A 22,802-nucleotide genomic window follows, 5' to 3' on the forward strand; every position below is an offset into this window, starting at 1 on the left:
TTCGATGCAGAAAATAAAAAGTGGTTTTGCCGATGGTTGCAGCGCGATGTTCAAACGCGTGCGCGCCCTCGGTTCGGTGCAGTACGTGACGGTATGCTGCGGTATTGCATTGTTGCTGTCCGCGTGCGGTTCCGCCCCGGTCGGTTCTGGCTTTTATCGCGTCGTACGGGGTGACACGCTTTCGCGGATCGCCCAACGTCACGGCCAAAGCGTCGCTGCGATCGCGCGGTGGAATAATCTACCTAATCCGAACGTGATCGCAGTCGGCCAGGTCCTGCGCGTCGCGCCGCCGACTCGTCCAGCACCATCACGCGGCGTGGCGGCCGCGCCGAACACCACTGCTGCGGCTAAGGTCAAGCCTTCGTTGACACCCGCTACGACAATCAACTTGATCTGGCCCGCCCGAGGCGACGTGGTACGCCGTTTCAACGGCGTAGATTCCAAAGGCGTTGACATCGCGAATGCGCCCGGCACGCCCGTGGTCGCCGCCGCAACCGGAACCGTCGTCTATGCCGGCAATGGTCTGCGCGGTTACGGCAACTTGCTGATCGTCAAGCACAATGCCAATTTCCTGACCGCTTATGCACACAACCGCGCACTGCTAGTCAAGGAAGGCCAGAACGTCACGCAAGGACAGACCATTGCCGAAATGGGTGACAGCGACAGCAACCGGGCCGCACTACACTTCGAGCTGCGATACGATGGCAAGTCGATCGACCCGGCCCGCTATTTGCCACCGCAATAGCGGCAAGCGCAGGCGCCGCGTCGTACGGCGCTGACTGGCAGGCCGTGCTGCATGCGGCATCAAGCATCCAACGTTGGGCTCAACGCAGATGCCCGGTCTTCGGATCCACCCGCATCGCAAAGGCGATCAATACGCCGACCGCAACGGGCGCAACGAGACAAAATGCAAACAGCATGTTTCCCCCGGTATCGACAACCTGTTGACGTCAATCATACGCACTCAGTCAAAACCGTGCAGACATCAAGCGCCACCTAGCCAATAGTCCTGGTAAATTGTCCGCTATAAACAAGCAGACACGACGGTACTGTCAGTTCGGGATGTTGCCGTCTCCCGAACGTCGGCCATCATGCTTGCCACCACGGTCCCGCCTTAATCCCGCGAATTAGCTCTGTTTAATTTCGCCCAGGAAGTGGCGCCCGTAGCGCTTGTTGATATCGGCGAAACGAAACAGCGTGAGGAAATCCGCGACGTTGAAATCCGGATCCCATGCGGGTGCGCCGCAGATCCTCGCGCCCAGGCGTAAATAACCTTTGATCAGCGGCGGCGGGAATACCGTAGAACCAGTGGCGAGTTCGTCCGTCGGTAGCGGGGTATGGGGGAAGGCCCGATATTCCGGCGCGGTCATCGATGCCTTGCACAGCGACATGAACAAGTTGGCCGCGTAATGCCCGCCGTCCACCATCGGGACGCTCGCACAGCCAAGCATCGTCTCATAGCCGTTTTGCAGCATGTATTCAGCCAGTCCCGCCCATAGCGACATGATGACTGAACCGCTACGATAGTCCGAGTGCACGCACGAGCGCCCGACTTCGACCATCTTGGCGCGCAGATGCGTGAGGCGCGAAATGTCGAATTCACTTTCTGCATACAACTTGCCAATGCGTGCCGCCTGATAGGGTGGCAGCACACGATAGGTTCCGACGACCTGCAGCGTGCCCAGGTCGCGCACCAATAGGTGGTCGCAGTACGCGTCGAATTCGTCGACGTCCTGGCCTTTGGAGCCTTTGAGTTGCGCTCCCATTTCTTCTGCGAAGACGCGGTAACGCAGCCGTTGTGCCTCGCGAAGCTCTTCTTCCGTCCGTGCCCAGGCCACGCCGAGATGATGTTGTCCAGCAACCGTTTCTTGCGACTGAGGAAGACTCCTGCGTGAATCGAGGGGAATGGACGCAAGCGGCAAGGTAGGATTCGGCAACTCTCGCATTGGCGTGTCCTGTCAAAATTACAGAAAGGTTGCGTGCAATGTAGAACCAGCGGTGACGTGTGGATGGCAAACAGGATGATTTGGTGACAACATACGCAATCGGCACGAATCACACAAGGTCCGGATTCACGACGGCATGCAGCACGGCCTGCGCTTGTTCGTCACGGCGGCGGTTGGCCAATCACCAGGTCCAGCTTTTTTGATGCGCCAGTTCGCTTCCTTACCGGATATCAGCAGTGCGGCAACGTCCACACCGGGCGCGAGTTCGCGTAGTATGCGAAAATGGTCGGTCAATGACTGTGCCGTTTGCACCGTTCGATTGGCTGGGCTGCTGAGCACGGCAGCCTCGCCGGGTAGCCAGGAAACCAGCCCACTTGGCGATTTACTCGGCTTGCTTGCGTCCGCGGACGGTCAATCGGCGCGCCCAAGTCACTGGGCGCCCGGCCAGTTTCGCGTTCAGAAAGGTTTTCGGCATCGGCGTGACGCCAGAGAATTAAGTCCATTGTCGCTGCTATGGTCCGTGTACAGAATCGACTGTTGCACCGGATTCAGCCGCGAAGGCGGCTCCGAGTGCAGTTCGACAGGATGCACGGCGGCGGCGACGCGCGCATGTCCGGCGTACTAACGCATCCGCTACGTGCGTGGGTACGGGTGCAGGTGTGGGTGCAGTACACCGTATATCGACACGGGGCACTCAAAAAATTGACGCCGCATCAACCATTCGACTATAATCATCAATTCGGCGGAGCGTAGCGCAGCCTGGTAGCGCATCTGATTTGGGATCAGAGGGTCGTAGGTTCGAATCCTATCGCTCCGACCAATAGAATCAAGCACTGATAGAACAAAATTTACAACAAAAGTGGCTGGCCGCGTATTGGTCGCGGACGGCTTATACGCTATCTCTAGCAGCATACGGCTTCACATCCCTACCCTGCAAGTCATTCTGACGCTCGACCAGCCAAGGCTCCGGTTCTGCAAAGCTTAGCCGCTTCAACTGAACTGGGGACGACTTGAACTGCGGCTGTTGACTGACAGGATCGCGAGCATAAGTAGTGTGCTGATTGGCCGCCTGATGGCCTTTACCGAAATGGAAAGGGATAAACAACTCCCCGGGCCGCACCGTGTCGACGACCATCGCCGGCCCTTCCCATCGCCCGCGCATCGACGATACCTCCACCCAGTCTCCAAGACGAACACCCAGCCGTTGCGCGTCGTCGGGATGGATTTCAACATAGGCATTTGGCACACGCCGATGCAGCGCTTCCGAGCGTCCTGTCTTGGTTCGCGTGTGGAAATGGTAGACGACACGCCCGGTCGATAGGACGAAGGGGTATGCCTCGCTTGGCGGATTGGGCGGCCGGCGCCACTGTGCTGGCCGCAGAAAGGCGCGGCCTTTGGGATCGATGGCCTCGTATTCCTCGCGTGTGTGTTTGTTGCCAGTCAGGAAATCGGCGCCGTAGCTTTCGCATTCGTCGATCCCAGTCCAGAAATGCAGATCTTCGTATAGTCGCTCACTGCCCTCCGGGTGTTGCTCGTTGCAGGGCCAGCGTACGCCCCCCTTTTTCAGCAGCAGCTCGTAGGTCATGCCTGAATAGTCACACGGCCGACCCTTTGACACGCGTCGCCACTCGTCAAACGCCTCTGGTGGTTCCCGGTAGCGGATTAGCGGTTCACCGTCCCGGTCCTTGAACCCAAGGCGGCGCGCGACCTCGACAAAAATCTCGAGGTCGGTGCGTGCCTGTCCCGGCGGTTCGACGGCCTTGCATAGCAGATTGACGGTGCGGTCAGCATTTGTCACGCATCCGGTCTTTTCGCCCCACATGGCCACCGGAAAATAAATGTCGGCCAAAGCAACCGTTTCAGCGTCGACAAAGGGGTCTTGCACGACCACGAACAACTGCTCCAGAATGCGCCGCGTACGGTTCTGGTCGGGCAAACTGACAACCGGGTTGGTGCCGATCACCCACAGGAATTCGATTTCCCCACGCTCGGCGGTTTCGAGCATCGTGATGATGTCTTTCGGTACCTCAGGTTGGAACGTAGCGGGGTCGATATTCCAGAGTTCGGCCAACTCCCGCATATGGGTAAGGTTGTGGGGATTGCGATAGCCAGGGTAGGAGCCGTCCGCCCCAGCTTCCCGATTCGACATGGCCGAGGGTTGTCCCGCCATTAACAAGGGGCCCGCGCCGCGCTTGCCGATGGCGCCGCGCAGCAGATGCACGCTATTGACCAATGAAGAGGACGCGGTCGCCTCCACAGCCTGATAAAACCCCTGCAGCACGGTAGAAACCATGCGATCGGTACTACCTATCCATTGCGCCGCCGTCTCGAGCGCGGCGATCTCGATACCGCAGATGTCGGCCACGCGTTCCGGCGGATAGTCGGCCACGACCGACTGCATCAGCTCGAAACCGACCGTGTGCTCGCGCACGAAATCGAGATCGACCGCGGCGTTCCGAATCAGCAGATGAATTAGCCCGTTCATCAGCGCCACGTTAGTGCCAATTCGGATTTGCAAATGCAGGTCTGCTCCCTGGCGTACGGTCGGATTCTTGCGCGGGTCCACTACAATAATACGGCCCTGGTTGCGTTGTTTTGCCGCTAGCATCCGCTCCCACAGCACCGTTTGTGCCTCGGCAACATTGTGCCCATAGAGGCATAAAAGTTCTGCATCGTCGATGTCGACATAGGATGCAACGGGACCATCAGAGCCGAAATTAGCCATCAGCCCGGTGGCCGAAGTCGCTGTGCACAGCCGCGTGTTGCCATCGATGTTCGACGACTGCAGGCCGCCTCGCCAAAGCTTGCCCAGGGTATAGAATTCCTCGAGAGTCAGTTGTCCGGAGTTGTAGCAGGCAAGGTTACCGTGGCCCTGTTTCCATGCGTCCTGAAACTTTTGCACAAAGAAGTCCAAAGCTTCGCCCCAACCCACCGGTTCCAGAGGCGCCCCTTTGACGCGCCGGATCATCGGTTGACGTCCACGTCGGGGACTTTCATTCGCCACCCAGGCATTCTCACCTTTAGGGCCAAGATGTCCGAAATTCACCGGATGGTCTAGCCTCCCGCGAACGCCTACGATGCGCTCGTCCTTGACAGCGATTTCTAGACCGCAGCCGTTAGAACAAAGTATGCAGGCGGAATGGACCCACCGATCGGGATTACCGGGGCACTTAAGATTTTGATCCTGACGCGGTTCCATGATCCCTCCCGAAGCACGTTCTCTGAGAAACGCAAACAACATTCCCACGCAGCGCGACAGCGCGGTCAGTACCAAAATCGTTGCCTCTGCCTCAATCCCGCCGGAGCGCTCTGCCCTCGGCGAACAGGGCTGGTCGAGGTCAAGTAAAGTCCGTTTTCAAAGAGGAAGACAAACATGAAAAAGCGCCTTACGAAAGGCACCTCGTCAGGTTGCTGAAGACAGCCGAGGCCGGTATGCCGGTCAAAGCGCTGTGCAAGAAAGCACAGGTTCAGTGACGAATCGCTCTACACGTGGGGCGCGAAGTTCGGCAACATGGAGGTGTCGGGAGCGCGCCGGCGTATGCCAGGGACACGAAGAAGCGGCGATGAGTGAAAGACCAAAGGCGGAACTCGTGTTGTGCGAAGCGGAGCACAAGCCACTCACGGCGCTGACGATGCGCCGCAAGATGTGGCGTAGGCGGTGACATTGCGAGCGCGGATCGTGCTGGCCGGCGTCGATGATATCGACAACAAGACGGTGACGTGTCATCGAAGTCTTCTGTCCCCACCGGTCGGCCTTCATGGTGCGCCCTATGACTAATATAAGATCCGCCAGGGGAATATGCCCGTCGTCTTAACAAGGTTTCGGGATTTAGCCCACCCGTCTAAAAAGCAGGGCCGTCATTTCGCAAAGGAGGCATCGACTTGCCGGTGAGTGAGTGGGACACCGCATTCGAGCGTGTCATTGACACGCCGCCTTGCGCGCCCTGGTACTGGGCCAGCAGACTTGCGGGAGGCGCACAATACCTTTAAGTGTGCGCCTCCTTATAGAAACATATTGCATCATTCATGACTGACTGTGCAAATATGTACACACCCTTTTTTAATTAAGTTCCGGCGACGTACGTACTGGCATCTTTACTTTAAAAACTTTACCATCTGAAAGAAAGAAAATAACCCTAGCACTGTCCCCAGGTGTAATTAAATGAGTGGGTTTTTCAAACATTAAATGATATTTACCAGGAACGAGTTCAAATTGTCCTTTTGCCGGTATTGTAAATTTATCCAATTTAACCATTTTACTAGATTCCGCGTCCACTACCGTTTGATAGATTGTAATTGTTTGGTAGCCTGGACTCTTAATTTTGGTGACATCAAGTGGCTGATCGGAACTGTTTTTCAATGTGATATAACCAGCAGCAGGCAGTGCGTTGGGTAACCAGCGCACCCATACTGATTTTTCCACCGATGTGATGTCAGTCGATACGGGGGTTTTAGCAATTGCTGAGATAGGGGAAAGCCAAGTCAATACACCAGTTAGCAGCAGAGCAAGCAGTCTCATGATTTTTCCTCTTTAGATGGCTAACTAAAAGTCCCGCTTAGATCGAAAACTCCATTCTATCGATTAAATTTGATCTTTAATCTATTCCGTGTACCTCCTTGATATGTTGCAACATGCAAGCACTAAAACGACCAGACAGCGCATAACAGCATATCCATCGAAATTAGGTTGTACAAACAGACAATTCGATGGTGTGGTTCTTAGCCAACACTTCCAGCTTGATCAAGTAGCGACGAGCCACTATAAAGGGCACTCGTGTTACAGTCTTCGACTCAGATGGGTGCACTTTAACGCGATCCGCATATTTCTTTCGATCATCAGCCGCAGCCTGAACTTTATTCCCCCTTCTGCACAACCCGCACTTACATCGTCCCTTTCAACGGCATCCGAGCTCGATCGCTGTCTACTGAATTTTCAGCCGTTCTCAACCCAGTAAGATTCGATGCGCACGTTGTAATTCGTCATAATGTATGTAGCGCTTGCCAATCAGATCAACCCGAACGAAGCAAGCGGCGTCTTTCCAGTGGCAATCTGCGCATTGACTGACTTTGAAGATGCCAAAGTTCTGCGTTCGACTATCGCCGATGTTAATGATGGGGTAATCTCCCGTCTTCCCCGAGGTGCAGAAGCAAAAACTAAGCAACCATAGCCAACTGCTGTACTGGTGCCACCCAGGGCCATGTTCGGGTGGTCGTGATGGTCCGTCCACCTCCAGTCGGTCGCGAAACGCTGTACTCGGTCTAGGTCTTTCCAGTGGTACGGCGACAGCCATTCGTACCGCATGCTCCGGTGCCCTTAGGTAGCCGGGCCCGTTGTCACGCCGAATCGCTTCCGGACCGCCGTGCTTAGTAGATGATCTGCCGCAGCGCACGCCTCACCCGCTCCGACGGCAACGAATCAATCTCGATGTCGAGCGCTTCGCAGTTGAAGTTAGTGTGCGCAAGGAAGCGCCTGCGGCACAGGCGGCAGTCGAAAACCCCGCTTGATTCGTTACCGACACTGGCGGGTCCGAATCCTGCTTCCCTCTAAAGTGCGGCCACGCGAGTGTTTTAACGGCACGACGATACGTTTGACATTGACATTTGCTTTTGTCCCGTCCAGCGTCCGATGTGCGCCGTAATTCGACGGATTCAGGTGGTCGTGCGCGCTATGCAATGCGGCAGAAATTAATCTTTTGTCCGACATTGACATAGGCCGGACGGCTTAGTATGGTGGGCAGGTCCTTCCCTTCCTGACAAGGGCGACCAGTACGCTCGCCATGGCTGCACAGTTCCGTTACGATACGGGTGATGACAAGTTTGTCGCGGGAGCAGTCATGACGGAAGTTAACAAGGAGAATTTAATGTCGGATATCAAAACCGTCCTGTCGGACGCCGAAGACCTGCTCAAGCAAGCAGCGAGCACGACCGGCGAACGTGCGACCGAATTGCGCGAAAAAGCGCTTGCGCGTCTGAAGCAAGCAAAGGAAAAAGCAGCCGATGTCCAAGTTGTGGTCGTCGAAAAAGGCAAGAAGGCGGCTCGTGCCACGGATGATTATGTCCACGACCATCCATGGACGTCGATCGGCATCGCCGCCGGTGTCGGTGTATTGATCGGGCTGCTGATCAACCGTAAGTAGTGCCTGGTGCGACGACGCGTTCGCGTTGTACCTGCCAGCACTGGGTGTTACCGCGTCTCGCGTGCGCGCGACGCGGTGGCTGATTGAACGTTCCGCCTGCCGCGCCCTGCGCGATCTGCTGATGAGCAACGACACTCAACCGCCACCGCCGATTCATGGCCCGCTGCGACGCCTAATCGGATCGGTTTTTTCCCTGCTTCAAACGCGCCTAGAGTTGATCGGTATCGAACTCGCGGAAGAAAAGGAGCGGCTGCTCGGCGTATTGTTCGCTGGGCTCGCAGCCATGATGTTCGCGACAATGGGGCTAATCACGCTGACCGTCCTAATCGCCGCGGCGTTCTGGGAAACGTATCGATGGCAGGCGTTAGCTATACTGACCGTGCTGTACGTTATCGCGGCCTTCGCCTGCGTACAGAAGGCGCGTTCGGGTGTGCGTCGCGCGCCTTTGATCTTCGAGGAAACGCTGGCCGAATTCGACAAGGACCGCGCTATTTTCCGTAAGCCATCGCCATGAACAATCGCCATTCTAACGGCCGTCTCGCCCAGCCGGCTTCTGTGCGCGGGTCGGGTGACCCCAAGGTGCGGGCGATCCGCAAGGAGCTATTGCTGGCGCGCGCCGATCTCGACCGGTTAGACATCGCTGGAGCCGGTCAGGAACTGCGCCAAGGCGCCGCAAAGCTCAGTTGGATCAGGTGGCTAATGCCCGGCATTAGTCGGTTCCGCTCATTGCACCGGCTCCCAGTCATCGGTGCATTGCTGAACCAGCATCCGGTTCTCGGTTCGATCGCGTCGGCCGCGTTCGCCGGCCCTGTGCGTCGCGTGGTAGTACGCAACGCCAAACCGTTGCTGAAATGGACCGTGTTGGGTGCCGCCGCGTGGCAGGGCTACAAGCTATGGAAGGCGGTACGTCCGCAACGCCGCACGGCGGCCGCCGTAGCGAAGGACATCAGCCCGGCCACACGCCCGCGCGACGCCCACAGGAGCACTTAGGGTGTTCGCACCACGCGCGACTGCCGCTCGTTGATGCACTGGAACGTCGTAGCGACACCTTGCGCCGGCGCAGTATGCACCTCATCGGGTCCAGCGGACTGGCGGGTCCGCCCGCGACCCCGGGCGCCGGAATTGCTCCGCTCTCCCGTAGCATCGAGCCTGAATGTAGCGTACAGGTGATCGTCGGCCATCGGGCCGTCGTGCAGCAGCTCGGCCACCACGGAGTAACCGCCATTGACCCGCGTCGCGTGGGTGATGTCGCTTAGGCGTTGCGTGCGTGTCCAGCGCACCAGCGCATGCTTTTGCGCCACCGTCATCTCAAGCACATCCCGTTGCTTAATCGCGTCGGCCGACATGCCAGTATAGGTGTGCTTCCATCAATGCAGCGTCACGCGCTGATGCCGCACGCCTCGCACAACCCCAAAAGGGACGCCCCACACGCCACGCGCTAAGCACGGCTACGCGCTGGCGTGCAGACTATTGGTGTCGTCTCACTCGACCATCCTGATTCAGTCTGGCCGCGCGCTTAGCGAAACAAATGACGGCACGGCCTGGTTATTATTTACTACGTTATGCCATGCTATTTAATTCAATTCATACTTGACAATGCACAAAAAAAATGCAATAGAAACCGCTCTAAAAATTCAACCTTTGAGCTACGAATGCCACAAAAATCGTCGTCTAAGAGCGCATTGAGCCATTCTACGTAATAATGACTTTATCGGAGCAAGGCTTTGTATAACTTAACTAAACTGATCCGAAGAATTAACTTCTCATGCGGCCTGCGCCGGTACGGGGGAGGTCAATCCAAACGCCCCGAATCTTGGCAACTTCAGGTTTTTTACTTCATCGTGCCTTGATCACCTATTGCAGCGCACGCTCGCAAACGTGGTGGAGCACAACCTTTGCCTGTGCTGCTTCCATGTTGGCGCCTGAAGCGACCAATAAAACCTTGGATGAACGCCGCTCCCTGTTCTATAGTAATGTGACGCTTGTATAGAAACTTGCCAGCGTAACAATTGCATCACATGATGCGATGTTAGCCGAAGATTGGCAGCCAGACGCCAGCGTAGGGTCGGCGTTATGGAGTTGGTCGATGAGCGACGATAGGCCACGGTGCCACGGCGCGCTGTTAATGCTGCAAACGAGTTGCGTAGCGATCTAGATGGAGATTTGCCGCAATGGCGCACCACGCGGCTAAAGCGGTATCCGCTGGCGATGGCCATGAATTAACCAGGCCGCGCAACAGAATTGGCAATTTATTTGGGCGGGCTTTAGGCCGGCATGCTTAACCTATATGCAGCTTTTAAATAGGAGGTAGAATGCTGAGGACAATAGCAACTCAAGCAGCTAAATATGGCGGCGGTTTCGTGGGAGGCGTGCTCATCGACCGTCTATCCAAAAGGGACAACAATGCTAACGAAACAGAGACAGTTCAAACGACAAATTCACCGAAAGTCCCTAATTCTATCTTGCAAACCGGTAACCAACGCCTTGGTGATATAAGCCGACGCATCGCGCCAGCAGAAGGAGCAAATCCTATCGTCGAAGGTATTACTCATCAATATGATAAGCGTGTGGGTTTGGTGGACAAATGTCGGACGTTGATCACGCAACCCTCTCAGTCAGTGCAGAATGCGCAAACAGCATTCCAGGATCTAGCCGATGATGCTAGGACGGTGCAAGGCGCCGTCAATATTACGCGCGGAAATGCCTCGATTACACCGCAAGAGGCGACTCAAATTACTGGCGCTGTGATAGCAGATACGGCTCAAGGCGCGTACAAGACAGCGCGGGGCGCCGCCAGTGCGGCACTCGCAAGCGTCACCACAACACCAGAAGGTATCGAGCAAGTCGCAGAAGCGATTAAAGGTCGTGCTACGCATGATGCGGCTGCAGCCGCAGCCGGTTTAACGGCGACAACCGCTGTGGCAACGGCCCTCGGCATGGTTCCCCATCCCGCCGCCAAAGCTGCCTCTATTGTTCTTAAAGTAGGTGGACCGGCCGCAGCGGGTGCGGATCTTTCCGAAAAGGCGCGCAAAGCATCGGGTAAGACAAGTGGCAGCGCGGCAAAAAAGGTGATTGGGGAAGTGCTGCGCGAGAAGGCGACCAATAAGGCGCCCAATGATACGGCACCAGCACCCTCTACTTCGTTGACTGCAGCGGCTAAATCTACCCCAATTAATCCTTTTCATGCGATGCAATTAGCGTCAAAGGGGCGCCAGAATCCACAGATGAACCTGACGCAGTGTGTGGAAAAATGGATGGATAAAAATTGGGCACCAACGGCCAAAGAAAGCTCTAGCAAAGATCTGTTTTTACGGCAAGACTCTGCCTCGATGGAAAAAGGCGTGGCACTTGATGAGGAAGAAGTTGAGACAGAAAATGACGAGAATACAGCAGAACCGTCCCCAGCAGCGAGCGCGCAAGACATTGAATCTGTCGCGCTGCGCGCTCCGCTAGCAATCGATCGCACGTGATTTAAATGCAATTATGGTGCGCATTAAGAAAGGATGCGAACACGCGTGCACTACGGCTGCCGCCGGGTGCACGTGATGGTTCGACGGCACGCGCCGGCGCGGCGCGCGCATCATCGAGTCCAGCAATACGTCTGCTCGTGCCATCGCGGGAGGATACGCGCCGGGTCCGACGGACTAGCGGATCCGCCCGCAGCCCCAGCTGCGCCGGAATTGCTTCGCTGTCCCGTGGCGTCGAGCTTGAACGCACCGCACAGGTGATCGTCGGCCATCGGGCCGTCGTGCAGCGGCTCAGCCACCACGGAGTACCCGCCATTGGCCCGCGTCGCACCGGTAACCCGTAGCGCATAGGCGGCGCGCGCACCCGGCGGTACGCGCCCGAACTCTGCCGGAAGTACAATGGGATCCGTGACGATGCCAGTTCCACCGAGCGCCTGCGTCCGCTGTACGAGTTGGATCTCGACATAGTGAGCAGCGCGATAAACGGCGCTGACGGCGGCTACCCGCATACTGCGGCGCATTTGCTCACGATACGTTGGCAACGCATAGGTTGCGAGGATAGCAACGAGCGCCAATGCCATTGCCAGTTCGACCAGCGTCATGCCCCGGCACCGTACCGCGCTCAAAACGGCCTGCGGGCCACGAACCGCCATCCGGTACGCACCGTCCGCTGCGTGTCGCCAACCCACATGATCGCCTGCAACCATATCTCGCTCTCCTCCTCGACCGCGAAGCCGCGCGCGGTCAGCAGATAAGCGGTCGCGCCAGACTCTGAGACATTCACCCCCTCGATCAGGCACTGCGGCGCCCGCCCGCCGGCACGCCAGCGACGCACCGGCTGTATCGCGCTACCGGCTTCCCCGTTGAATAGCGCACGCTGATGCCATGCGGGCATGGCCTGTGGGCTCGGTGTGACACCATGAACCGGTGCACCGATGTCGAACGCATGCGTCACGTAACGTTCGCACCATCGCAGCGCCGAATCCGCCGCATGAAATGCTTCGATATGCGCGATGAGTCCACGCTCCATGCGCGCCGTTGAGCGCACCGCGTCCAATGATGATTCGAGCAGCGCGGTCAACGCGACAGCGAATATCAACACGAGCGGCAGCGCGCTGCCACGCTGCCTGAGCAACGCGCGCATCATCACGCGCCGCCCGCAACGGTGTTGCGAATCGCCACGCGGCGCATCCAGGCGGTACGGATCCGTCGATCGGCCGGCATCACCCGTTTGCCGTCGCAATCAAGGTAGGTCGTCGGACGCGTCGCCACCGGTCCGCGCGACACGACGCAGACATCGATGGCTACGATACGACGCCAGTCCGGCTCGGATAACGACGACGCGCGAACCGCGGCGTGGGCGCCGGCGAGCCAATAGGACAAACGCAGCTGCTCGATGCCATCGACCAACGGCTGTGCCGTCATGTCGTGGCCATTGCCCCGGCAATAAAGCTCCGGTTGGTCGAGTGTACGCTCCTGAACGTAGAAACGCACCGCAATCGTGTCGCCTGTCACGTTCTGGCCCAGGCAATCGGTGGGCCAGTTGTCTTTCGATGGCCAGGTCGCCACCGGGTCGGCCGCATACCGAAAAACCACGCCATCCGAGTCGTGCATGACCGCGCGGCATCGCCCAGCTTGCTCGCGTTCGGGTATGCCGCGCTCACAACCGAAGATCGGCGGGTCTCGCGTCGTCTCATCCGCAGCGAGCGAATCGGGGGCTTCAGCCGCCCGCGTCGACGTTGGGGCCGTTGAGGCGCGCGATGTCTGTGGGAAAGCCTGCGGCATTCCGGCAAGTCTTGCATGCGCCGCAATGATCTCCAGCGCCTGTTGAGCGGCGGCTACGGCCCGGCGGGTTTCGTCAACCCGACCGGCCGTCCCGCTAAGCGTGCCATACGACCCGGCCAGCAAGAGCGTGAGCATCAAACCAATGGTCGATGAAAGGAGCCATTCCACCAGCGTATGCCCCCCAGCACGCCTGCGTGGCACGCTGATCATGCGAGGAAGCCCAGCGATAGGCAGCGGCGCACATATCCGTCGGGCGGCACGATCGTCCCGCGGCACGCCGCTGCCCGCTGCGACGCGCCGGCGGCCGGTTCCGACCATTCGAGTATCAGCAGGTCGGCCCCGTCCGGATCGCGTTCCACCGTCACGGTACCGTCGAGCAGTTGGCGTGACGCATCCCGACTCGCGTGCGCGAGCGCCACGGATTGCGGGTGTCCGGCGCGCATCAACTCGAGCGCGGCGTCCGCGATTAACGCCGCTCGCATACGATTCGACAAAGCTTGATCCGAACGCACCATCGCCTGCCACGCCGCGCCCGCGCCAACGATGGCCACCGCGGCCAATGCAGTGGCTATCGCGGCTTCGATCATCGTGGCCCCCGCTACGCCCGGCCGCGACACACGTAACGCGCGCCATGGCGCCCGGACCGTGGGCGGGACCACACCGATCGTGCGCAGCCGGCTCGACAAGCCACGCGCGAAACTCATCTGCGATACGCATCAGCATGGATCAACGCACGGCCACCGGCCGCAAGACGAACATGCAACGCCGCAATACGCGGTGACGCGCGCGCTGCGCGCACCGCAAAGCCGCGAAAGCTGCCAGCGGATAAGCCGGCGGGCGGCAAAAATCTCATTTCCGTCGTACTGCCGGTGATCGTCACATCGCTCACAGCCGGTTGTGTGTGTAGCAGGATCGGCCACGCGCCGACGCCAGGCTGCCGGGTCTGCACCAGCCAGCCGCAGGACCAGTCCAGCGCGCCCGTGGCGCACGGTCGGCCAGGTAAGATGCACTGACCCGCGCCATCCGAGCGGCAGACCGTCACCGGTGCCTGACGCGCCACGGCCTCGCTACGGGCCAACGACAACGTGCGCGCCAGTGCACGCGCCGTCGCCCGAATCTGCTCTCGCGAATGCCATTCGTGGAGCGACGGAATCACCCATGCTGCCAACGCCAATGAAATTGCCATGACTGTACAGATCTCGGCCAGCATGAATCCGCGCCGCCGCGCGGCTCGATATCGTTCCACCGTCACGCCTCCTGGATGCCCGTGACACACAACGCTCGATGCGTTGCCATTGACGAACACTGTAGGACGGCGCGCGGCGCGCAACAATTGACCGAATGGCCAGCGGCGCCGGGCCAGACGCTTGCGCCCGCTTCGCGTCGCGGATCTTTAGCCGCAGCACGTCGAACTACACGCCATGCGGCTTAATGGTGGAACAGCGATATAGGATGGGAAACGCGATGACGCCGTCAGAGGCGCCTATGACTGCCGCTTGCGCGACGCGGAGCCGGACGTGCCGGCTGCGGATCGACCGAACTCATCGATTAGATTCTTGAACTCGGACACGTCCTCAAAACGCTTGTACACCGATGCGAAACGTACATAGGCGATCTTGTCGAGCTTGCGCAACTCGTCCATCACCAGTTCGCCGAGCCGTTCGCTGCGCACCTCGCGCTCGCCGGATGCCAGTAACTGGTACTCGACACGCGCCACCGCCTCGTCGATCGCCTCGGCGGCCACGGGCCGCTTGCGCAACGCAAGTTGCATACTGGACAGAATCTTGCGGCGGTCGAATTCGACTCGCGTGCCATCCTTCTTGACGACCGTTGGCAGCGCGAGTTCGACCCGCTCGTATGTCGTGAAGCGCTTGTCGCAAGCCGGGCAGCGGCGGCGGCGGCGGATCGCTGCGCCGTCCTCCGACACGCGCGAATCCACCACCTGGGTGTCGTCGTGCCGGCAAAACGGGCAGCGCATGGCGATTCGTCCCGCAGCTTACTTGTACACCGGGAACCGGCGCGTGAGTTCGGCGACTTGGCCACGCACCCGCTCAATGGTTGCCGCATCTTCTGGATTGTCCAGCACATCGGCAATCAGGTTGCCGACCTGCTCGGCCTGCTCGGGACCGAAACCACGCGTGGTCATCGCCGGCGAGCCGAGCCGGATGCCGCTAGTCACGAACGGCTTTTCCGGATCATTCGGGATCGCATTCTTGTTCACGGTGATGTGCGCGGCGCCCAACGCGGCCTCCGCAGCCTTGCCCGTGATCTGTTTCGCACGCAGATCGACCAACATCACATGGCTCTCGGTGCGGCCGGATACGATCCGCAAGCCGCGCCTGACCAGCGTTTCGGCGAGCGCGCGCGCGTTGTCCACGACCTGCTGCTGGTAGGACTTGAACTCCGGCGCCAGCGCTTCCTTGAACGCGACGGCCTTCGCCGCGATCACGTGCATCAACGGACCGCCCTGAATGCCCGGAAAAATCGCTGAATTGACCGCCTTTTCGTGCTCGGCCTTCATCAGAATCACGCCGCCACGCGGACCACGCAAGCTCTTGTGCGTGGTTGTCGTCACGAAGTCGGCATGCGGCACAGGGTTCGGATAGACGCCGGCGGCAATCAACCCCGCATAGTGCGCCATGTCCACCATGAAATAGGCACCGACCGACTTCGCGATCCGTGCCAGGCGCTCGAAGTCGATGCGCAGCGAGAACGCCGACGCGCCCGCGACCAGCAGCTTCGGCTTGTGCTGCTGCGCGAGCTGCTCGGCTGCATCGTAGTCGATGTCCTCGTTCTCGTTCAGCCCGTAGCTGACGACATTGAACCACTTGCCGGACAGGTTGACCGGCGAGCCGTGCGTCAGGTGGCCGCCATGCGCGAGGCTCATGCCCATGATCGTATCGCCCGGCTTGAGGACCGCGAAGAACACCCCCTGATTGGCCTGCGAACCCGAATTGGGTTGTACATTCGCCGCCTCCGCGCCAAACAGCTGCTTGACCCGCTCGATCGCCAACTGCTCGACCACATCGACATATTCGCAGCCGCCGTAGTACCGCTTGCCGGGATACCCTTCGGCGTACTTGTTGGTCAGTTGGGAGCCTTGGGCCGCCATCACCGCCGGGCTCGTATAGTTTTCCGACGCGATCAACTCGATATGGTCTTCTTGCCGGCGGTTCTCGTTCTGAATCGCCTGCCAGACTTGCGGATCGACGTTCGCAATGGTTTGCTCGGCTTTGTCAAACATGCGTCAGTTCCCTTCAATGTTCAAACGGTTGACCGAATCGGTGCACTGTCGCGCCCACGGCAGGAATACGGTCCTGGAACGGCTTAGCGGAAGGAGACTTCCGATGACGCAAGGACAGGACAGCCCGGGTGACGCAACGACTGCGACCGGATCACGGCTGCCCAGGCGAACGGCAAGAATGCACCCCGCGCTTCACGGTGGTTGCTCCACCTCCGACTTAAAAGTCGCTATCGCCAGTTACGCAGGGTTAGGCGCGTTAGTGTATTGGAAGGGGGCTGAATAGGCAACTGAGCGTGGCATTAAAAACGCCCGTTCATTTTTTTCCGTCATTGCGACGTCGCGGCTGCTTATACGCAGCGCGACACCGTTCATCGTTCGGGACTGTCACACGCGTTCCGGTAGAATCCCGCGGATGAATAGGATCTCGCCTGAACCGGCAGCCCGGCCCGGCTTTATATGGCCGGTACGCGTATATTTTGAAGACACCGACGCCGGCGGCATTGTCTTCTACGCCAATTACCTCAAGTTCTTCGAACGGGCCCGCACCGAGTGGCTGCGTGCAGGCGGCATCGACCAGCGGCAGCTGGCCGACACCCAGCAGGTCATGTTCGTCGTGCGCAGCACTGCCGTCGACTACCGGGCCCCGGCGCGCCTGGACGACGTGCTAATTATCGAGAGTCGTATCGAGCGGCTCGGCCCCGCCTCGGTTGATTTTTACCAACAGGCAAGTTGCGACGGCAAAGTGCTATCCACCGGCACGATCCGCGTGGCCTGCGTCCAACGCACGACAATCCGGCCCGTGCCATTGCCTGACACCGTACGCCAAGCGCTGCTGAGCGGCCCGCGCGATGCGCAGCTGTCAACGCTCGCACGCTGACATACGTTGACACTGCACAGAACGTGAGCCGATCCGCTCCACCCAGTGAATCACCATGAATAACGCACAAGACCTTTCGATCATTTCGCTCGTATTGAACGCAAGCCTGCTGGCGCAAGCCGTCATGGCACTGCTGCTGTTGCTGTCGCTGATGTCCTGGACTTTCATCTTCCGCAAATGGTTCTCGATCCGTCGCGCCCGCGCGCAGACTGAATGGTTCGAGCGCGATTTCTGGTCGGGTGGCGACCTACAAACGCTATACCAGAGCGCGGCGACCAATCGTCATACGATTGGCGCCCTCGAGCGGATCTTCGAGTCAGGCATGCGTGAGTTCCTGAAAGCCAAGGAAAAACGCGTCGCCGAACCCGGTGCGATTCTGGATGGTGCGCGTCGCGCGATGCGCGCCGCGTTCCAGCGCGAAATGGACGCGCTCGAGGCCAACCTAGCGTTTCTTGCGTCGGTCGGCTCGGTGAGCCCGTACATCGGCCTGTTCGGCACTGTCTGGGGCATTATGAACGCGTTTCGCGGGCTTGCGAACGTGCAGCAGGCGACGCTGGCTAGCGTCGCCCCTGGCATCGCGGAGGCGTTGGTCGCCACCGCCATCGGTCTGTTTGCGGCCATCCCGGCGGTGGTCGCCTATAATCGCTACGCACACGACATCGACCGCCTGTCGATCCGCTTCGAGACCTTCATCGAAGAATTTTCGAACATCCTGCAACGGCAGGCTCACTGACGGGGAACCCGATGGCCGGCACTCCGATCCGCTCCAGTCTGCGCGGTGGCCGTTCGCGCCGCGCGATGTCCGACATCAACGTCGTTCCGTACATCGACGTGATGCTCGTGCTACTCGTCATTTTCATGGTGACCGCTCCGCTTGTCGCGCCGTCGATCATCAACTTGCCCACGGTCGGCAATGCTGCTCCGCAGGAACAGACGCCACCCGTTATCGTCAATATCAAGCCTGACGGCGCCATGAGTGTTAAATACAAGAACGACGCGTCGGGCACCACGCAGGAATTGCCGATGACGCTGGCAGACCTGGACCACTTTGTCGCCGACCGGGCGCAGGCCCACCCCGACCAGCCGGTCGTGATCGGCGCGGACAAAGCGGTCAAGTACGAGATCGTGATGAACGTCATGTCGCAGCTGAAAGCAAACGGCGTGAAACGCGTCGGGCTGCTCGTCAAGCCGAAATGAAGCCGAAAACAGGATATCCGTTTGACCCGCCGCGGGAACGTGGCACGCTGCGCGCACTCGCGCTCGCCGCGTTGATGCACGTGCTGCTCGCACTCTTTCTGTACCACGGGATGAAATGGCAAAATAGCCCCCCTGCCGGCGCTGAAGCAGAAATCTGGACGCAGGTGCCGAGCACGCCGGCCTCGCCCCCCCCTGCCCCTGCCCCTGCGCCGACGCCAGCGCAGCTCGCGCCACCGCCAGCACAGCGCGAGGAGGCGGACATCGCGTTGCACCAGGAGAAGCGGCGCAAGCAACAAGAGGCGGAGCGCCAGGCGCAAGTGGCCGAACAGGAGCGCGTGCACAGGCAAGCCGAGGCGCGCCGCCAGCAACTCGCCGCGCAAAAAGCAGCGGCCGAGAAACTGAAGCAGCAAGAAGCAGAAAAATTGCGCGAGCAGCAGCTCGCGGCGCAGCAACGGCAAGAGGCGCTGAAAAAGCAAGAAGCGTTGAAGGCGCAGCAGGAAAAGGAGCAGCAGGAAAAGCTTGCCCAGGCGAAAAAACAGCAGGAGCAACAAGCGGCCAAGGCCAAGCAGGCGGCCGAGCAGGCCGCGCGCCAGAAGCTCAACCAAGCGCGCCGGGCACGGCTGGCGCAGTTGCAGGGCCTGGCCGGTGATGCGCCCGGGGGTAACGGACTGGCCAAGAGCGGCACAGGCACGGGAAGCGGCGGAACCGCAACGTCAGCTGGCTATGCGGACAAGGTGCAGCGCCGTGTGCGGCCCAATGTCATCTGGTCCGGGCCCACTGAAGGGCTAGACACGCTGATTGCCGTACGCTGCGCACCCGACGGTGCGCTGCTCGACGCGCGCATCGCACGCAGCAGCGGTAACGCGCAGTGGGACAACGCGGCACTGCGTGCGGTCCAACGCTCCGATCCGATGCCGCTGGACACCCATGGCAAGGCACCGGCAAGCTTCAACATCCGGATGCGGCCTGCCGGGGGATGACCGATCGTTGACTACGGCGCATCCGCATGCACGCTTGCGAAGCTCGCAGCGCGATGGCGCCAAGGGAACGATCGCCCCGTTTCACGGTCTGTTCTGGGTTGCAAAATCGCCAACAATGTAGTCAGGGAAAGTAGGAAAAGCCATGAGTTTGATTAAAAAACTGGGGCTGAAAACGCTAGTTGCGTCATTGCTCATCACCGCCGGCACATCGGCGCGCGCCGACCTGACGGTGCTCGTCACAGGTGTCGGTTCGACCCAGTTCCCGATTGCGGTGGCAAATTTTGCAAACGGGGCCAGTTCACCGCAGCAGGTCGCGGCGATCGTGCGGGCCGACCTGGCCCGCAGCGGCAAGTTCAGCAACATCGACGCGGGTAGCGCGCCGGTGTCCGAATCCGACTCAGGCGATCTCGGCGGTTGGAAGGCCAAGGGGGCAAGCGCGTTCGTCGGCGGCAGCGTCACGCGGCTCGCGAACGGCCAGTACGAAGTACGATTCCGTCTGTACGACACGGTCAAGCAACAAAGCCTGGGCGGGCTCTCACTTGTAAGCCCGGAAAGCGGGCTGCGTATGAGCGCGCACAAGGCCGCCGACTACATCTATCAAAAGCTACTTGGCTCGCACGGGATGTTCGCCACGCGGCTGTCATATGTGACGCGGCACGGCGGACGTTATCAACTCAAGATCTCCGACTCGGACGGCCAGAACGAGCATATCGCGCTGACGAGTCCGGAGCCGATCATCTCTCCAACGTGGTCTCCGGACGGCACGAAGCTCGCCTACGTATCCTTCGAAAGAAAGAAACCGATCGTGTACATTCACGACTTGCCAACCGGCCGGCGCATGATGGTATCTGACCAAAAGGGCAACAACAGTGCACCGGCGTGGTCGCCGGACGGCACGAAGCTCGCGGTAGCGCTGTCGCTGACCGGCAATACGCAGATCTTTATTGTCAACGCCGATGGCTCCGGCTTGCGCCGCCTTACCCGCGGCAACTCGATCGATACCGAGCCGGCCTTCTCACCGGATGGGCAGTCAATCTACTTCACCAGCGACCGCAGCGGCCCGCCTCAAATCTACAAGATGCCCGTACAAGGCGAATCGGTGAGCGCCGCGCAGCGTGTGACGTTCAACGGCAGCTACAACACCAGTGCGCGCGTCTCGCCGAACGGCAAAGAACTTGCGTATATTTCGCGCGTTGGCGGTGCATTCAAGCTGTATCTGCAGGACCTGTCGACAGGATCCGCGACGGCGCTCACCGACACGACGCACGACGAATCACCGAGTTTCGCGGCGAACGGCCAATACCTGCTCTACGCGACGCATGTCAATGGCCGCCAAGTGCTGGCCGCGGTTTCGACCGACGGCAGCATACGGCAGGTGTTGTCGATCCCGGGCGGCGGCGTGCGTGAGCCGTCCTGGGGCCCTTTCATGCAATAACCATAAGGAGAGCTTCAAATGATGTCCAAATTGCGTATCGTTTTTGCAGCGCTGATGGTGGGCGCATTGGCGGCATGCCACTCCGGTGTCAAGCTTGATGAAGGCGCCAACGCCAAGGCAGGCGCCGTGGGCACGCAACCGCAGTCGACCGACGTGCAGCAAGTCAATGTTGACGAGCTTAACAACCCGAACAGCCCGCTTGCCAAACGCAGCATCTACTTCGATTTCGACAGCTACGCCGTCAACAATGAATATCAGCCACTGCTGCAAGCCCACGCGCAATACCTGAAGGGCCATCCGCAACGCCACGTGCTGATCCAAGGCAACACCGACGAGCGCGGTACCAGCGAATATAACCTGGCATTGGGCCAAAAGCGTGCCGAGTCGGTACGCCGCGCGCTGGCACTGCTCGGGGTAAACGACAGTCAGATGGAAGCAGTGAGCCTGGGTAAGGAAAAACCGGCTGCGACGGGCCACGACGAAGCCTCGTGGGCGCAGAATCGCCGCGCCGATCTCGTCTATCAATAACCAGTGGTGACTGACGCATGAAAGTCCGTTTCAGTAGGCTGCGCGTTGCTGCAGCTGTGGCTGCGACAGGCGCCGCGCTTGCCGCGCCGCCTGCGCACGCCGGTCTGTTCGACGATAACGAGGCACGGCAGGCGGTGCTGGACCTGCGCGCGAAAGCCGACTCGTTGGCAAACCAGATGAGCGCGGCGCAGCGCACGATACTCGATCAATCGAACCGCCTTGACCAGCTGAACCAGCAGGTAGCAACGTTGCGCGGACAGAACGAGGACTTGGCCAATCAAGTCGCCGCGCTGCAAAAGCAACAGCGTGACTACTACACCGACCTGGATGCCCGACTGAAGAAGTTCGAACCTCAGCAACAGACGATCGATGGCGTCCAGGGCGAGGTACAGCCAGGCGAAACGGACGCGTTCAACGCAGCGCTGCAACTGTTCAAGAACGGTGACTTCAAGGGCGCAACGTCGGGATTTAAGGCCTTCGTGTCGAAGTATCTAAACAGCCCCTATCAGCCGACGGCACAATACTGGCTCGGCAATGCGTTGTACGCACAGCGAGACTACAAGGCGTCGACGACAGTGTTGCAGGGTGTCGTGACAAAGTACCCCACGCACCCGCGCGCGCCAGAGGCATTGCTCGCTATCGCGAACAACCAATTGGAGCAAGGGCAGAAGGCAGCCGCGAAGCGAACACTGGGACAAGTGCTTGCGCGATACAGCGGATCGAATGCCGCGCAGGCGGCACAAAGCCGGTTGGCGCAGATCCGATAAGGAGAGTACCGGTCGGCGGCTCGCCGTGAATCGTTCGCTTGACCAAGCGGTTTTTTGTCGATATAATTTTTGGCTCTTTGGGTCGTTAGCTCAGCTGGTAGAGCAGCGGACTTTTAATCCGTTGGTCACTGGTTCGAATCCAGTACGGCCTACCAAGGAAATCAAGGGCTCGCACGTGAGTGTGGGCCCTTTTCCATTGGGCGATGAGTCTATTATTAGACAGCGTCTCATATCGAGCGGCCACGTGTTCATTGCTGCGTGCAATGAATCGATACCCTCGCGTTGGGCCTGTTTAGCTGCCATATCAACGCTTTCTAGTACACGTCAACCATGACGTCGTCCGGCGTAATATCCGCCATCTGAATCCGCCCAACCAATAGGTCGCCGACCTTCTCCGGCTTGATTACTCAGAGTGTCAGCATCGACAGGAAGCCTAAGT

The 22,802-nt window shown here is 59.5% G+C and carries 24 protein-coding genes, 2 tRNA genes, 1 pseudogene and 1 riboswitch; of the genes and pseudogenes, 16 read left to right on the plus strand and 11 right to left on the minus strand.

Translation table 11 applies throughout. The features are described 5' to 3' along the window. Positions 1–46 precede the first annotated feature (46 nt). Complete coding sequence (locus B0B13_RS08445) at positions 47–745, plus strand: peptidoglycan DD-metalloendopeptidase family protein (protein ID WP_076797228.1); 699 nt, start codon at positions 47–49, stop codon at positions 743–745. A 382-nt stretch (positions 746–1,127) separates the two neighbouring features. Here B0B13_RS08445 and B0B13_RS08450 read toward each other — a convergent pair whose 3' ends face one another. Then, complete coding sequence (locus tag B0B13_RS08450) at positions 1,128–1,946, minus strand: GNAT family N-acetyltransferase (protein WP_076795686.1); 819 nt, start codon at positions 1,944–1,946, stop codon at positions 1,128–1,130. A 743-nt stretch (positions 1,947–2,689) separates the two neighbouring features. On the opposite strand from B0B13_RS08450, the gene B0B13_RS08465 reads away from it, so the two are divergent. Beyond that, positions 2,690–2,766: transfer RNA gene (locus B0B13_RS08465), tRNA-Pro, on the plus strand. A 69-nt stretch (positions 2,767–2,835) separates the two neighbouring features. Here the strand turns inward: B0B13_RS08465 and B0B13_RS08470 are convergent. Next, positions 2,836–5,145, minus strand: coding sequence for a molybdopterin oxidoreductase family protein (locus tag B0B13_RS08470; protein ID WP_076795691.1), 2,310 nt, complete (start codon positions 5,143–5,145; stop codon positions 2,836–2,838). Positions 5,146–5,378: 233 nt separating this feature from the next. Here B0B13_RS08470 and B0B13_RS19295 point away from each other — a divergent pair. Then, positions 5,379–5,481, plus strand: a pseudogene (locus tag B0B13_RS19295) (transposase); the annotation flags it as partial. A gap of 525 nt (positions 5,482–6,006) precedes the next feature. Here B0B13_RS19295 and B0B13_RS08475 read toward each other — a convergent pair. Beyond that, positions 6,007–6,465, minus strand: coding sequence for a copper chaperone PCu(A)C (locus B0B13_RS08475; RefSeq protein WP_076795694.1), 459 nt, complete (start codon positions 6,463–6,465; stop codon positions 6,007–6,009). Positions 6,466–6,931: 466 nt separating this feature from the next. Here B0B13_RS08475 and B0B13_RS17930 point away from each other — a divergent pair, with 466 nt between their 5' ends. From B0B13_RS17930 to B0B13_RS08490, 4 genes are all read left to right on the plus strand, one after another. Further along, positions 6,932–7,114, plus strand: a complete 183-nt coding sequence (locus B0B13_RS17930; RefSeq protein ID WP_139337377.1) for a hypothetical protein — start codon at positions 6,932–6,934, stop codon at positions 7,112–7,114. A 666-nt stretch (positions 7,115–7,780) separates the two neighbouring features. Then, positions 7,781–8,083 (plus strand): ElaB/YgaM/YqjD family protein, encoded by a 303-nt coding sequence (locus B0B13_RS08480; protein ID WP_076797229.1) that lies wholly within the window; start codon positions 7,781–7,783, stop codon positions 8,081–8,083. Positions 8,084–8,204: 121 nt separating this feature from the next. Then, entirely contained in the window at positions 8,205–8,597 is a 393-nt protein-coding gene (locus B0B13_RS08485) for a phage holin family protein (protein ID WP_076787796.1), read from the plus strand. After that, entirely contained in the window at positions 8,594–9,073 is a 480-nt protein-coding gene (locus B0B13_RS08490) for a DUF3318 domain-containing protein (RefSeq protein WP_076795700.1), read from the plus strand. Before B0B13_RS08485 ends, B0B13_RS08490 begins: the two co-directional genes overlap by 4 nt. On the opposite strand, the gene B0B13_RS08495 is transcribed toward B0B13_RS08490, so the two are convergent. After that, positions 9,070–9,429 carry a hypothetical protein gene (locus B0B13_RS08495; RefSeq protein ID WP_076795703.1) on the minus strand — a complete coding sequence of 120 codons (360 nt, stop codon included), beginning with the start codon at positions 9,427–9,429 and terminating at the stop codon, positions 9,070–9,072. The two genes, B0B13_RS08490 and B0B13_RS08495, sit on opposite strands and share 4 nt — an antisense overlap. 966 nt (positions 9,430–10,395) lie before the next feature. On the opposite strand from B0B13_RS08495, the gene B0B13_RS08500 reads away from it, so the two are divergent. Continuing rightward, entirely contained in the window at positions 10,396–11,553 is a 1,158-nt protein-coding gene (locus tag B0B13_RS08500; RefSeq protein WP_139337378.1) for a hypothetical protein, read from the plus strand. A gap of 110 nt (positions 11,554–11,663) precedes the next feature. Here the strand turns inward: B0B13_RS08500 and B0B13_RS08505 are convergent, their stop codons facing one another. The 7 genes from B0B13_RS08505 to glyA form a co-directional block, all read right to left on the minus strand. Then, positions 11,664–12,257 (minus strand): type IV pilin protein, encoded by a 594-nt coding sequence (locus B0B13_RS08505; protein WP_306666076.1) that lies wholly within the window; start codon positions 12,255–12,257, stop codon positions 11,664–11,666. Beyond that, on the minus strand, positions 12,173–12,694 hold the full coding sequence (locus tag B0B13_RS08510) for a pilus assembly PilX family protein (RefSeq protein ID WP_170872414.1): 522 nt from the start codon (positions 12,692–12,694) through the stop codon (positions 12,173–12,175). The genes B0B13_RS08505 and B0B13_RS08510 overlap by 85 nt, the downstream gene beginning before the upstream one ends. 2 nt (positions 12,695–12,696) lie before the next feature. Further along, on the minus strand, positions 12,697–13,470 hold the full coding sequence (locus B0B13_RS18405) for a PilW family protein (RefSeq protein ID WP_170872415.1): 774 nt from the start codon (positions 13,468–13,470) through the stop codon (positions 12,697–12,699). 71 nt (positions 13,471–13,541) lie between these two features. Then, entirely contained in the window at positions 13,542–14,039 is a 498-nt protein-coding gene (locus B0B13_RS18410; protein ID WP_076786580.1) for a hypothetical protein, read from the minus strand. Beyond that, a complete protein-coding gene (locus B0B13_RS08525; protein ID WP_139337379.1) occupies positions 14,036–14,581 on the minus strand; it encodes a GspH/FimT family pseudopilin in 546 nt (181 codons plus the stop codon). Before B0B13_RS08525 ends, B0B13_RS18410 begins: the two co-directional genes overlap by 4 nt. Before the next feature lie 237 nt (positions 14,582–14,818). Beyond that, a complete protein-coding gene (gene nrdR / locus B0B13_RS08530) occupies positions 14,819–15,313 on the minus strand; it encodes a transcriptional regulator NrdR (protein WP_076786578.1) in 495 nt (164 codons plus the stop codon). Positions 15,314–15,331: 18 nt separating this feature from the next. After that, positions 15,332–16,579 (minus strand): serine hydroxymethyltransferase, encoded by a 1,248-nt coding sequence (glyA, locus tag B0B13_RS08535; RefSeq protein WP_076786576.1) that lies wholly within the window; start codon positions 16,577–16,579, stop codon positions 15,332–15,334. A 152-nt stretch (positions 16,580–16,731) separates the two neighbouring features. Then, a riboswitch (ZMP/ZTP riboswitch) is annotated at positions 16,732–16,830 on the minus strand. 152 nt (positions 16,831–16,982) lie between these two features. Here glyA and ybgC point away from each other — a divergent pair. The 8 genes from ybgC (at position 16,983) to B0B13_RS08575 (ending at position 22,518) form a co-directional block, all read left to right on the plus strand. Further along, complete coding sequence (ybgC, locus tag B0B13_RS08540) at positions 16,983–17,456, plus strand: tol-pal system-associated acyl-CoA thioesterase (RefSeq protein ID WP_076795719.1); 474 nt, start codon at positions 16,983–16,985, stop codon at positions 17,454–17,456. Between the two features lie 55 nt (positions 17,457–17,511). Beyond that, positions 17,512–18,189 carry a protein TolQ gene (gene tolQ / locus B0B13_RS08545; protein ID WP_076786573.1) on the plus strand — a complete coding sequence of 226 codons (678 nt, stop codon included), beginning with the start codon at positions 17,512–17,514 and terminating at the stop codon, positions 18,187–18,189. An 11-nt stretch (positions 18,190–18,200) separates the two neighbouring features. Further along, a complete protein-coding gene (gene tolR, locus B0B13_RS08550) occupies positions 18,201–18,653 on the plus strand; it encodes a protein TolR (protein WP_076786571.1) in 453 nt (150 codons plus the stop codon). Next, positions 18,650–19,633, plus strand: a complete 984-nt coding sequence (gene tolA, locus B0B13_RS08555; RefSeq protein WP_076795722.1) for a cell envelope integrity protein TolA — start codon at positions 18,650–18,652, stop codon at positions 19,631–19,633. The genes tolR and tolA overlap by 4 nt, the downstream gene beginning before the upstream one ends. A 142-nt stretch (positions 19,634–19,775) precedes the next feature. Beyond that, complete coding sequence (tolB, locus tag B0B13_RS08560; protein WP_076795725.1) at positions 19,776–21,068, plus strand: Tol-Pal system beta propeller repeat protein TolB; 1,293 nt, start codon at positions 19,776–19,778, stop codon at positions 21,066–21,068. An 18-nt stretch (positions 21,069–21,086) separates the two neighbouring features. Next, positions 21,087–21,596 (plus strand): peptidoglycan-associated lipoprotein Pal, encoded by a 510-nt coding sequence (gene pal / locus B0B13_RS08565; protein ID WP_076786566.1) that lies wholly within the window; start codon positions 21,087–21,089, stop codon positions 21,594–21,596. A 17-nt stretch (positions 21,597–21,613) separates the two neighbouring features. Continuing rightward, positions 21,614–22,363: a tol-pal system protein YbgF gene (gene ybgF / locus B0B13_RS08570; RefSeq protein ID WP_076786564.1), complete on the plus strand. Its 750-nt coding sequence runs from the start codon at positions 21,614–21,616 to the stop codon at positions 22,361–22,363. A 79-nt stretch (positions 22,364–22,442) separates the two neighbouring features. After that, positions 22,443–22,518: transfer RNA gene (locus B0B13_RS08575), tRNA-Lys, on the plus strand. Positions 22,519–22,802: the final 284 nt, after the last annotated feature.

It is taken from the genome of Burkholderia sp. b14, assembly GCF_900156195.1.
Taxonomy (GTDB): Bacteria; Pseudomonadota; Gammaproteobacteria; order Burkholderiales; family Burkholderiaceae; genus Mycetohabitans.

What these genes read in the sequence shown, in the direction of transcription:
- B0B13_RS08445 (WP_076797228.1), top strand. Translation starts at nt 47, where the DNA reads ATGTTCAAACGCGTGCGCGCCCTCGGTTCGGTGCAGTACGTGACGGTA.
- B0B13_RS18405 (WP_170872415.1), bottom strand. Translation starts at nt 13,470, where the DNA reads ATGCTCACGCTCTTGCTGGCCGGGTCGTATGGCACGCTTAGCGGGACG.
- B0B13_RS08450 (WP_076795686.1), bottom strand. Translation starts at nt 1,946, where the DNA reads ATGCGAGAGTTGCCGAATCCTACCTTGCCGCTTGCGTCCATTCCCCTC.
- B0B13_RS08495 (WP_076795703.1), bottom strand. Translation starts at nt 9,429, where the DNA reads ATGTCGGCCGACGCGATTAAGCAACGGGATGTGCTTGAGATGACGGTG.
- B0B13_RS08500 (WP_139337378.1), top strand. Translation starts at nt 10,396, where the DNA reads ATGCTGAGGACAATAGCAACTCAAGCAGCTAAATATGGCGGCGGTTTC.
- B0B13_RS18410 (WP_076786580.1), bottom strand. Translation starts at nt 14,039, where the DNA reads ATGAGTTTCGCGCGTGGCTTGTCGAGCCGGCTGCGCACGATCGGTGTG.
- nrdR (WP_076786578.1), bottom strand. Translation starts at nt 15,313, where the DNA reads ATGCGCTGCCCGTTTTGCCGGCACGACGACACCCAGGTGGTGGATTCG.
- B0B13_RS08480 (WP_076797229.1), top strand. Translation starts at nt 7,781, where the DNA reads ATGACGGAAGTTAACAAGGAGAATTTAATGTCGGATATCAAAACCGTC.
- tolR (WP_076786571.1), top strand. Translation starts at nt 18,201, where the DNA reads ATGGCCGGCACTCCGATCCGCTCCAGTCTGCGCGGTGGCCGTTCGCGC.
- B0B13_RS08475 (WP_076795694.1), bottom strand. Translation starts at nt 6,465, where the DNA reads ATGAGACTGCTTGCTCTGCTGCTAACTGGTGTATTGACTTGGCTTTCC.
- tolB (WP_076795725.1), top strand. Translation starts at nt 19,776, where the DNA reads ATGAGTTTGATTAAAAAACTGGGGCTGAAAACGCTAGTTGCGTCATTG.
- ybgF (WP_076786564.1), top strand. Translation starts at nt 21,614, where the DNA reads ATGAAAGTCCGTTTCAGTAGGCTGCGCGTTGCTGCAGCTGTGGCTGCG.
- B0B13_RS08470 (WP_076795691.1), bottom strand. Translation starts at nt 5,145, where the DNA reads ATGGAACCGCGTCAGGATCAAAATCTTAAGTGCCCCGGTAATCCCGAT.
- glyA (WP_076786576.1), bottom strand. Translation starts at nt 16,579, where the DNA reads ATGTTTGACAAAGCCGAGCAAACCATTGCGAACGTCGATCCGCAAGTC.
- B0B13_RS08490 (WP_076795700.1), top strand. Translation starts at nt 8,594, where the DNA reads ATGAACAATCGCCATTCTAACGGCCGTCTCGCCCAGCCGGCTTCTGTG.
- pal (WP_076786566.1), top strand. Translation starts at nt 21,087, where the DNA reads ATGATGTCCAAATTGCGTATCGTTTTTGCAGCGCTGATGGTGGGCGCA.
- B0B13_RS08485 (WP_076787796.1), top strand. Translation starts at nt 8,205, where the DNA reads ATGAGCAACGACACTCAACCGCCACCGCCGATTCATGGCCCGCTGCGA.
- tolA (WP_076795722.1), top strand. Translation starts at nt 18,650, where the DNA reads ATGAAGCCGAAAACAGGATATCCGTTTGACCCGCCGCGGGAACGTGGC.
- B0B13_RS17930 (WP_139337377.1), top strand. Translation starts at nt 6,932, where the DNA reads ATGTATGTAGCGCTTGCCAATCAGATCAACCCGAACGAAGCAAGCGGC.
- B0B13_RS08505 (WP_306666076.1), bottom strand. Translation starts at nt 12,257, where the DNA reads ATGGTTGCAGGCGATCATGTGGGTTGGCGACACGCAGCGGACGGTGCG.
- B0B13_RS08510 (WP_170872414.1), bottom strand. Translation starts at nt 12,694, where the DNA reads ATGCGCGCGTTGCTCAGGCAGCGTGGCAGCGCGCTGCCGCTCGTGTTG.
- tolQ (WP_076786573.1), top strand. Translation starts at nt 17,512, where the DNA reads ATGAATAACGCACAAGACCTTTCGATCATTTCGCTCGTATTGAACGCA.